Annotated in this window: 11 protein-coding genes and 3 pseudogenes; 6 read left to right on the top strand and 8 right to left on the bottom strand. The window is 69.2% G+C overall.

Annotated elements, in window-relative coordinates; all coding sequences use genetic code 11:
- Positions 1-365: 365 nt before the first annotated feature.
- Both ACXJMZ_RS35790 and ACXJMZ_RS35795 read right to left on the bottom strand, forming a co-directional pair.
- Positions 366-1,142, bottom strand: a pseudogene (locus ACXJMZ_RS35790) (recombinase family protein); the annotation flags it as partial.
- Between the two features lie 425 nt (positions 1,143-1,567).
- Positions 1,568-2,269 (bottom strand): MerR family transcriptional regulator, encoded by a 702-nt coding sequence (locus tag ACXJMZ_RS35795; protein ID WP_457034185.1) that lies wholly within the window; start codon positions 2,267-2,269, stop codon positions 1,568-1,570.
- Between the two features lie 87 nt (positions 2,270-2,356).
- Here ACXJMZ_RS35795 and ACXJMZ_RS35800 point away from each other — a divergent pair, with 87 nt between their 5' ends.
- Positions 2,357-2,830, top strand: a complete 474-nt coding sequence (locus ACXJMZ_RS35800; protein WP_457034186.1) for a DUF6194 family protein — start codon at positions 2,357-2,359, stop codon at positions 2,828-2,830.
- 143 nt (positions 2,831-2,973) lie between these two features.
- On the opposite strand, the pseudogene ACXJMZ_RS35805 reads toward ACXJMZ_RS35800, so the two are convergent.
- The 3 genes and pseudogenes from ACXJMZ_RS35805 to ACXJMZ_RS35815 form a co-directional block, all read right to left on the bottom strand.
- A pseudogene (locus ACXJMZ_RS35805) lies at positions 2,974-3,288 on the bottom strand (Tn3 family transposase); the annotation flags it as partial.
- 132 nt (positions 3,289-3,420) lie between these two features.
- Positions 3,421-3,684 carry a hypothetical protein gene (locus ACXJMZ_RS35810; protein ID WP_457034187.1) on the bottom strand — a complete coding sequence of 88 codons (264 nt, stop codon included), beginning with the start codon at positions 3,682-3,684 and terminating at the stop codon, positions 3,421-3,423.
- Positions 3,681-3,935, bottom strand: coding sequence for a hypothetical protein (locus tag ACXJMZ_RS35815; protein ID WP_457034188.1), 255 nt, complete (start codon positions 3,933-3,935; stop codon positions 3,681-3,683). The genes ACXJMZ_RS35810 and ACXJMZ_RS35815 overlap by 4 nt, the downstream gene beginning before the upstream one ends.
- A gap of 197 nt (positions 3,936-4,132) precedes the next feature.
- On the opposite strand from ACXJMZ_RS35815, the gene ACXJMZ_RS35820 reads away from it, so the two are divergent.
- From ACXJMZ_RS35820 to ACXJMZ_RS35835, 4 genes and pseudogenes are all read left to right on the top strand, one after another.
- Positions 4,133-4,516, top strand: a complete 384-nt coding sequence (locus ACXJMZ_RS35820) for a hypothetical protein (RefSeq protein WP_457034189.1) — start codon at positions 4,133-4,135, stop codon at positions 4,514-4,516.
- Positions 4,517-4,548: 32 nt separating this feature from the next.
- Complete coding sequence (locus ACXJMZ_RS35825) at positions 4,549-4,773, top strand: hypothetical protein (RefSeq protein WP_457034190.1); 225 nt, start codon at positions 4,549-4,551, stop codon at positions 4,771-4,773.
- A gap of 21 nt (positions 4,774-4,794) precedes the next feature.
- Positions 4,795-5,187, top strand: a complete 393-nt coding sequence (locus ACXJMZ_RS35830) for a hypothetical protein (protein WP_457034191.1) — start codon at positions 4,795-4,797, stop codon at positions 5,185-5,187.
- A 142-nt stretch (positions 5,188-5,329) separates the two neighbouring features.
- Positions 5,330-5,491: pseudogene (locus ACXJMZ_RS35835) on the top strand (transposase); the annotation flags it as partial.
- A gap of 9 nt (positions 5,492-5,500) precedes the next feature.
- On the opposite strand, the gene ACXJMZ_RS35840 reads toward ACXJMZ_RS35835, so the two are convergent.
- The 3 genes from ACXJMZ_RS35840 to ACXJMZ_RS35850 form a co-directional block, all read right to left on the bottom strand.
- Entirely contained in the window at positions 5,501-5,791 is a 291-nt protein-coding gene (locus ACXJMZ_RS35840; RefSeq protein ID WP_457034194.1) for a DUF6210 family protein, read from the bottom strand.
- The gene (locus ACXJMZ_RS35845) at positions 5,682-6,320 is read right to left on the bottom strand and encodes a hypothetical protein (protein WP_457034192.1); all 639 of its coding nucleotides are present in this window, start codon (positions 6,318-6,320) and stop codon (positions 5,682-5,684) included. The genes ACXJMZ_RS35840 and ACXJMZ_RS35845 overlap by 110 nt, the downstream gene beginning before the upstream one ends.
- A gap of 124 nt (positions 6,321-6,444) precedes the next feature.
- Positions 6,445-6,732, bottom strand: a complete 288-nt coding sequence (locus tag ACXJMZ_RS35850; protein ID WP_457034195.1) for a hypothetical protein — start codon at positions 6,730-6,732, stop codon at positions 6,445-6,447.
- Between ACXJMZ_RS35850 and ACXJMZ_RS35855 the strand changes: the two genes are divergently transcribed.
- On the top strand, positions 6,625-7,002 hold a 378-nt coding region (locus tag ACXJMZ_RS35855), incomplete at its 3' end, for a Uma2 family endonuclease (RefSeq protein WP_457034193.1). The two genes, ACXJMZ_RS35850 and ACXJMZ_RS35855, sit on opposite strands and share 108 nt — an antisense overlap.

Here is a 7,002-nt window from a genome sequence, read left to right on the forward strand (position 1 = left end):
GTCCGTAGTCCCCTCAGCCCCGGCCATCCCTCAGTCCCGTCACCCGCAAACGGGCGCGTCGTCCGGCACCGCTCCGAAGGCACGGCGAGCACCGGACGACACAGACCCGGAAAGATCCAGAAGAGACGGCCCAGCACACCCGGTCGGCCTGGCGTCAGGGAACCGTCGGAGATCGACGCAGAGGTCACGACCGAAGCTCGCCGACTTGCCGACTACCCTCGTGTTTCACTCGAACCCACGGATACACCGGCCTGACGCACACCGATCGACCCTTGGGTTCACGCTGAATGGGCTTCAGTTTCCGTGAACTCACGGGGCTCTCCGGCCTCGGGGAACATCGGTACAGCCGTTGGCGCTGAGAACGATCATGGTCCGATCGGTGCGAGGGTGCTGACGCGGTTCTCGTACTCTCGACGGGCCTTGCGCTGGGCCGGAACAACCGGGACGCCGTGGCCGCCGTCGAGTGGCTGGCAGCGGTCGAGGAGCTGACGGTGCACGGCGGGGACGGCGCTGACGCGCAGGGTGTAGCCCTGACCTCGCCGTACGGTTGCCCCCTGGTCGAGCGCGGCCCGCTCGGCGGGCTCCAGGTCGGCCGCGCGGAGGAAGTCGGCGACCTTGCCCGGCATGTCGAGGGTGACCGGCAGTTCCGGGGCGGGGGCGTTCTCCTCGATGGCGGTGTGGTCGGGCAGGAGGTCGGCGACGGCTGTGCGGATCGCGCCGCGGCTGACGCCGTGGTCGCGGGCGAGGGCGGCGATGGAGCGGCCTTCCAGGTACGCGGTGCGGACGGTGTCGGTCTTCGCGGCCGCCAGAGCGGGGCGGCGTCCGCCTTTGCTGCCCTTGGCCTCGGCGGCGCGCAGTCCGTCGTAGGTCAGTTCGCGCTGGAGGTCGCGCTGGAGTTCGCCGGCGGCGGCGAGGGTCTGCACCATGAACTTCACGGTGGACAGCAGTTCGCCGGTGCGCGGGTGGCGGGCGGTGAGGTCCATCGCGGAGAACGCGCCGTCGTGGATGCGCAGTGCTACCTGCTCGCGGTGCAGGACGTCGAGCACGTCGAGGATGTGTCCGGTGCCGCGGACGAGGCGGAACATCTCGGAGATGTGGACGGTGTCGCCCGGCCGCGCGTACGTCAGCAGCTCGCTGAACTTCGGCCGCTGAAGCGGGTGGAGGCGGCTGGAGGTGCCCGGGGCCTACTCGAAGACGACCGGGTCCTCGATCCCGGCCTCGTCCACGACGAGGTTCTGCCGGGCGGTCGACTGCTGGTCGGTCGACACCCGCTTGTAGACCAGGTTCGCCACCGAAGTCCCCTTCCGGACGGAGGATCGGACCCTATCTGTCGTCAAACCCTGTCATCAATCACTATCGGATCTGATTGGATTCGCGCCGCCGCGAACCCCGGGATTGCACGGGTTCATTGGACGAGTCGGCGGCCTGTCGGCAAACGATCGTTTGACGACAGGATTGGAAGCTGCGGGCCGAGGGGCGGAGGGATACTGACCGCCGAGCACTGGGGCGGTCGTCGTGCTTCAAGACGCGCCGCCGATCCGTGCGGGGCACTCGCGGACATCCCGGATCAGTCCGTTTGCCCGCGCAGGGAGAGCACAGCGCTGAGTGCCGAGGCGCCGTCGAGGAGGGCTCCGGATCGCGTGGTGATGCTGATGTCCCTGGCAGCCAGCGCCGAATCGACGTCCTCCGATCGGCGGGTGTGCCGCAGCTGCGGCATGAGGGCTTGAAGGGGCGTGATGCGGTATCCGGCCTTGCGCAGTTGGTGAACGATCCGTGCATCGCGCACCTGAGCCGGTGTGTAGCGTCGCGTTCCGCGCACGGGGTCGCGGTCGGGGGAGACGAGAGCCTCCGCATGCCAGTGCCGCAACGTCGACGGGCGCACGCCGAGGGCGGCGGCGAGTTCGGAGATGCTCATCGAGTCCGAGGCGCGCACGTCGTCGATCGGCTCGCTGGAGATCGCGTGGGCGGCTTCCTTGGCGTGCCTCAGATCAGCGCGCTCTGTGTCGAGCCGGGCGTGCGCCGCGTCGAGAAGGGCCAGGGCATGCGAGGTGGGGCACTGGTGGAAGGCCCGAACGATCTTCTTGGCCTCGACCGGCCCCACAGCCGCGGCGAGGGCCCGGTAGGCCAGTGCGGACTGCAGATGTACCTCGCCATAAGTCCGGTAGCCCGTGGCCGTGCGCGTCGCGGGTGGAAGCACACCGTCGCGCTCAAGGTTGCGAACTTGTTGAACGGAGCACCCGACGCGACGCGCGACATCAGCAGTGCGCATACCCCCTGATTTGAGACTTGCCATGCTGAAATCCCCATATCTGAGCCCCAAAGTCTCCATAGGCACTTTAATGGAACGCTGGAGCACATGACGAGTGAAGAGATCATCAGCTTCGTGGACGCCCTCGACGGCGTCTTGACCCTCAGGCCCGCACCCGGCGACGGCACACCGGAAATCAGCTGGGGCGACACGTTCTTCTACTACGCACCTGACGGCGTCACTCCGACGGCGACCCAGCCGTTCGCGACTGTCGTGACCAAGAACTACCCCGGCGACGAGGCATCGCGTTTGGATCGGCCGGACACCTTCCGCGTGAACATCGCCGCCGGGAAGGAAGCGTTCATCCAGTGGAGCGGTCACGCACCGCGCGAACCGGCCTCCACCGAGGTCGACCCCAGCGCCACCGACACCGTGATCGCGCACCCCGTCTACGGCAGCGTCGGCTGGCTGGCCGTGGTGAACCCGGGCGAGCGCACTGAAGCGTCAACACGTGAGCTGCTGCGAGCGGCCCATCACCTCGCACGCTCGCGCTATGAGCGACGCGCTGAACCAACAGCATGATGAAGGATCTACGGTCTGCGGCGGGAGCGGACCGAGAAGGCGAAGAGCCGCATGCTCCATGGGAGCGGATTGCGACCGCCAGGGAGCAGCTGAACAAGGCAGCGGCGCGCAAGCTGATCAGCGCTCCGGTCGGCCCCTGACGCTCACTCCTGTCCGTCGTCGTCCTCGTCCAGCGCAGGCGCATCCGGGTCGCGCAGCGGGCGCAGGGCGCTGGCGGCCGGGGTGGAGACGGTGAAGCTGTAGCGGCCGAGCAGGTTCAGGTTGCGGTGCTTGAGCGGGGACAGCCGGGCGATGTCCTCCTCCCGGATCTCGTGGCCCTCGGCCTGGAGCTGGGCGACGGCGGCGTCGATGTACTTCGTCATCCAGAGCACGATGGCGTTGAGGACCAGGCCGAGCGCGCCGAGCTGGTCCTCCATGCCGTCGCGGTACGCCTGGTGGATGGTGCCGCGCTTGCCGTGGCACTCGCCGCCGGGCTCGCGGCGGCATCGGACGAGGTCGAGTCCGACGACACGTTCTCCAGCCGCAGCCCCGCGCCGGCGATCGGTACGCCCTGGCTGTGCGACCGGGAGAGTCGGTACTGCCCAGACTCTCTACAGGACGGTGAGAGTGATGACCCACAGGTGGGGGACGGGCGGGTCCGGCAGGATCACGTAGTGCGCGATCAGATCCGGCAGGACGATCTGCCGGATCGAGTCGTCCAGGTCCTCACGGTCGCTGGCCGGCCACGACCACGGGTCGGCCATCGCCAGCTCAAGAGCACCTTGGAGCTGCTTGCGCTGATCCTCGGTCAGAACCGTGCGGACCAGGGCGGTTGCTTCACCGGAGAGCCGGGCCCGGTAGTGATGGTCGGTCACTGGCCGAAGACGTCCTCGAAGTCGTGGCCGTCGCCTTCGGGCCGCCCTTCCCGGTTCCATGCCTGGACAGCGGCGGCCGTCAGGGCGGCCGCCCGGGCAATCTGCTCTGCACGGCTGCCGTGCGCCGCGAGGTAGTCAGCCGTGACGACCCGGGCGAGATGGGTATCGAGGTCGACACCCGCACGGGCGGCCTCGCCCCTCAGATGGTCGACCAATTCGTCATCGAGATGGGTCGTCAACTCTACGGTCATGGACCGATGGTAGGGGCGCTGGGCCGGGTTCCGTAGAGCGCTTCGAGCAGACCGCTCTCTGCTGACCCACCGGCGCCTGCGGGCATCCGGTGGCGGGAGGTCCATATCCGGCCGATTCAGCCTGTTCACATCACACAGGTTCCATCTCCGGAGGACCCTGCGGTAGGCAGGTTCTCAACTACCGGGAGTAGCGCAGGATGTCTGGCAGGAACCGGTCCACCACGAAGTCACCGCCGAGCCCGCTGCTGGCCCTCGTCCGCATCCACGGCAGGCTTCACACCGTCGCCCACCGGCACCTGAGTCCGGAAGAGGACTCGAAGAGCTGCCGCCGGGCGGTGTGGGCTACCGCCAGCTTCTTCGCAGCCGGAGCGGCCACGGGCAGCGTGTACGGCGCAGCCGTCGCAGTGGGCGCGGGGGAGACCAACGCCTGGCGGATCACGCTGGCCGTGTTCCTGACCGTGTTTGTTGGGCTGACGGTCTGGCCGCTCGTCGAACCCGGCGCCTTGCGCCCGCGTTGGGTCCTGGGCGGCACCGCAGGCGCGTTGCTGCTGTTCCTGGCGCTCTCCACGCTCTTCATCTGAGACCGGTACCGGGGCAGAGGGAGAGGCGCGGCATGGGATGGCTGTGGGACAGCACGGACGGTCCGGAGTTCGAGGCCGTGGTGTCCGACTACGTGGTCTACGACGCCTACACCGACGAGTTCGGGATCGTGTTCCTGGACTCCGGGTACAGCGACATCGAGATCCAGATCGACGGAGCGGTTGTCGACGGCTACATCTACCCGGCCCACACCGACCACCACGGCCGGCTGTGGATCGACATGGACGGCGAGTACTAACCAGCGGGAGAGGGAGGGTTGATGGCGTTCCGTGCGGTGCACGCCGAGTGGGGAACCGTCTTCGCACACCTGCCCGACCTCGGGTGCGGGCAGGCCTGGAAGACGGTGTGGAGGGCGAGGCCGGGTGCGCCGCTAGTCTGCGCGGAGTGCCGGCACCCAGTGCACGCGAAGGTCTCCCGGAGCGGTCTGCGGTTCTTCGCCCACGCTCCCCGCCCGCCGCACTGCGAGATCGCCCTCCAGGGCGAGTCGGAGGCCCATCACCTCCTCGAGTTGGAGCTGACCGGCGCCGCCCGCGATGCCGGCGCCCACGCCGAGCTGGAGGCCCGCGCCCCGGACGGTTCCTGGCGGGCCGACGTGCTGGCCACCGATCCGGCCGGCACCAGCCGCCGGCCCGCACGTGAGCGAGCCCGTTGACGAAGACCGTGGCCCCGGAGTGGAAACGCACCGCCAGGCCGTAGCCGATTGCCGGCTCGGGGCTGCGGCTGGAGAACGTGTCGACGGACGCGACCTCGTCCGACGCCGCCTCGATCCCGGCGGCGAGCGCCGACCGCCGGCCTTCGACAAGACCGCCTACCGAGGGCGGAACGTCGTCGAGCGGTGCTTCGCACGGTTGAAGCAATTCCGCGCCATGGCAACCCGGTTCGACAAGCTGGCGGCCCGCTACCGGGCCGGGGTGGTCATCGCGGCACTGATCCTCTGGCTCAGGGCCGACAGTTGATCATCGTGTTCAGTCCGAGTTGAACCACACCAGCACTCCGAGACCGTCCGGCGTGATCACCGGCACCCACGCCTCATCGGTCTCACGGATCCGGCTCTCGTCCAGCCGTAGAGCGTGCGGCTCCTCGGTCGTCCCGTCGGATGCCCAGTAGCGGAGGGCTCCGATGATCTCCCGGAGCCCATCCCGCTCGTCATCCGGCCACCCGTAGTTCCAGGTGCCAGCACCACGGAAGTGGTAGCGGAGCGAGGTCGGCCGCCACGTACGCCCGCAGTTCCTCGCCCGCCGGCCCGGACGGCAGATCGGCGAGGATTCCGAACGGTCCGGTCAGCCAGCCGCTCATCTCCATGGCACACACCCGGACCCGGTCCTCGGCCTCTGTCAGGTCCAGCTGGTGAATGGTGGGCGGGGCGCCCGGAGCGTTCGCCGCGGCCTCCCAGTGGCGGTCCCCCTCCTCGGTCGCCCGCAGTGAGAGGGATGGCACCTTCGACTCTCCGTCCGGCGTCCAGATCCACGTCGCCGGGTCGGCCACCACCTGCTCCAGTTCTGCGCCCACCACCTCCGGGCTGTCCTCCTGGACGAACGCGGTCCCGAGTGCTCGACGCAGCGTCAACCACCCGCCCGCGACCAGTCGAAGCGTCGCTGCCGCCAGCTCGGGCACCCGCGCCGTCTGCTCCTCAAGCGAGGCATCGCGCCGCCTCGGGACCTCGGGCGAGCCCGCCCAGCGCAGCACCGCCGTGACATGCCGCGCGGTGCCGCGCGCGATGATGCCGCTAACGGCGCGGCGGACCAGCACCTGCTCGGTGAGAGTCAGTTCGTCCCAAGTCTTCACGGCAGAGGATCTTGGCACATCCACCCAGTTCGACCTGCAAGGTTCTCGCCTGTGAGCCCAGCCCCCTGCGGAACCGATCACTCGGCACGGCGCCACGACGAGCTCATGCAGCAGCTCCCGTTAGTCAGGAGCAGGTGCAGGAACCCTGCCGGTCCTCAAGATCAGCTGCCGCGGTGGCGGCGAGCAGATGGGCGTGGACAGCGCCGACGGCCTCGCGGGTGGCCGGGTCCGAGTCCTCCAGCTGCGGGGCGATCAGCACGGCGGCCGCGGCGAGCACCGGCACCGGGACGGTTGCCGACCGAAGGTGGAGCAGCTGCGATGTGGCCTGCTCGCCGGGCGTCTGCTCATCCCGGACCTGGTCGTCGCCGATGCGCCTGCGGCCGCTGAAGCCGGCGTCACGTTGAGCGTGCACGACATCGTGGTGGCCATCGAGATCGCCTCGCCCACCACCCGGGTCACCGACAAGAAGATGAAGCCGTTGCTGTACGCCGCGGTCGGCATCGCGCACTACTGGCGCCTCGAACCCGCCCCCGCCTCGGCCACCTCACGCGCGGCACTACACCGACCGCCTCGTCCAGGTTGGCGAGCGAACCGCCCTCACCGAGCCGTTCCCCCTCGACCTCGACCCCGCCGCACTGCACCGGTCACCCGAGGGTCTGCTCGCCGACGGCCGGCCCCAAGC

Source organism: Kitasatospora sp. P5_F3 (genome assembly GCF_054049135.1).

Excerpts from the sequence above, each read along its gene's own strand:
- ACXJMZ_RS35795 (WP_457034185.1), bottom strand. The coding sequence starts at position 2,269 with ATGCGCACTGCTGATGTCGCGCGTCGCGTCGGGTGCTCCGTTCAACAA.
- ACXJMZ_RS35800 (WP_457034186.1), top strand. The coding sequence starts at position 2,357 with ATGACGAGTGAAGAGATCATCAGCTTCGTGGACGCCCTCGACGGCGTC.
- ACXJMZ_RS35815 (WP_457034188.1), bottom strand. The coding sequence starts at position 3,935 with ATGACCGTAGAGTTGACGACCCATCTCGATGACGAATTGGTCGACCAT.
- ACXJMZ_RS35820 (WP_457034189.1), top strand. The coding sequence starts at position 4,133 with ATGTCTGGCAGGAACCGGTCCACCACGAAGTCACCGCCGAGCCCGCTG.
- ACXJMZ_RS35825 (WP_457034190.1), top strand. The coding sequence starts at position 4,549 with ATGGGATGGCTGTGGGACAGCACGGACGGTCCGGAGTTCGAGGCCGTG.
- ACXJMZ_RS35830 (WP_457034191.1), top strand. The coding sequence starts at position 4,795 with ATGGCGTTCCGTGCGGTGCACGCCGAGTGGGGAACCGTCTTCGCACAC.